The 1,281-nt window shown below is 50.4% G+C and carries 2 protein-coding genes; both read right to left on the reverse strand.

All coding sequences use genetic code 11. The features are described from left to right. Positions 1-122: 122 nt before the first annotated feature. Positions 123-482 carry a Smr/MutS family protein gene (locus ACR0P9_RS12840; protein WP_432620751.1) on the reverse strand — a complete coding sequence of 120 codons (360 nt, stop codon included), beginning with the start codon at positions 480-482 and terminating at the stop codon, positions 123-125. Positions 483-485: 3 nt separating this feature from the next. Then, positions 486-1,139 carry a gamma-glutamyl-gamma-aminobutyrate hydrolase family protein gene (locus tag ACR0P9_RS12845; RefSeq protein WP_432620752.1) on the reverse strand — a complete coding sequence of 218 codons (654 nt, stop codon included), beginning with the start codon at positions 1,137-1,139 and terminating at the stop codon, positions 486-488. Between the last annotated feature and the right edge of the window lie 142 nt (positions 1,140-1,281).

A 1,281-nucleotide genomic window follows, 5' to 3' on the forward strand; every position in this document is an offset into this window, starting at 1 on the left:
TTAAATTTGCCGCAGGAATCCTCCGGAGCAATCAATGTGCGGCGGATGACATGACCGTCACCATCCCGCATGTGTTCAATGACATCTGTCTTTTGGTCGTTGTTTCGATTCAGCATGTTTTTTCATCCTTTCCTGTCTCGCAGCACAACAACGGTAATACCGTTGTTATGCCGGTCAATGTCGTGATCTTTTCGGAAATCCGGACACAGCTGTAACAGTCTCCGTGTTTCTTCCTCAAATATCGTCAGTCTTTCTCCGGGAACGAAAAAACACAGCTTGCCGCGCTTCTGATATTCCGGCAATGCCTTGCGCAGTGCCACGCGAATTTTTCCGCCGTTTCCGGTCGAGCCAAACCCATGGATGATTTTCAGGACACAGACGCCCTGTTTCTTTGCCAGCCGAAGCTCCAGCTCCAACCGATCCATCGCTTGTTTGACCGTCGGTTTTTCGTCCTCTAGATTGATGAGACGTATTTGTTCCATAAATTAGGTCGTTCCTTTCCGTGCCGACAGCGTAAGAAATGTCGCAAACAACGGCAGCATATCCGCCTCTGCATCCTGACACAGACCATCAATCATGCGTTCCGGATGCCATTGTACCGCCATGACCGGCAAGGTATCGTGTTCGATTGCTTCAATCACGCCGTCTGCATCGCTGACCGCTGTGACATGCAGATTGGCTCCCAATGTCCGAATCGCCTGATGGTGATAGCTATTGACGGCAAGTTTTTCTCCCAAAAGCGGGCGCAGTCGTCCACTCTCTGCGGTAATAATCGTATGAAGCGTGTTATCATGTACATGCGCTGTTCCCAAATGGCGAAACAGTGTGCCGCCAAAAAAGACATCAATGACCTGCATTCCGCGGCAGATACCGAGTACTGGTTTTTTGTTTTCACAAAACCAGCGCATCAGTTCCCATTCTCGTTCATCTCTGTGCTGATCGACGCTGGTATCCATCCCTGTTAAATGCTTTCCGTAATACAGTGGATGAATATCTCCCCCGCCGGACAGCACGAGAGCGTCCATACGCTGTGCCAAAATCCTCGCATCTCCATAGCCCGCATCATGTACCGCGGTGCAGCCCAATCGCGCCAACGCACGCGCGTACAACTCGCTCTGCGCGGTCTGTCGACTCCTCATACCGGAGATACTTCCGGCTGATACCAGTATAACAGTATTTTTCGTATTTTTCACCTCCTCAGCAGCAAATATTTCTCATGCGCTGCCCTTTCCAGCATGACATGAATGCCCCGCGATAGAAGGCGAATTGAGGAGAAGAAAA

Source organism: Butyricicoccus sp., from assembly GCF_050872565.1.
Taxonomy (GTDB): Bacteria; Bacillota; Clostridia; order Oscillospirales; family Butyricicoccaceae; genus Butyricicoccus_A.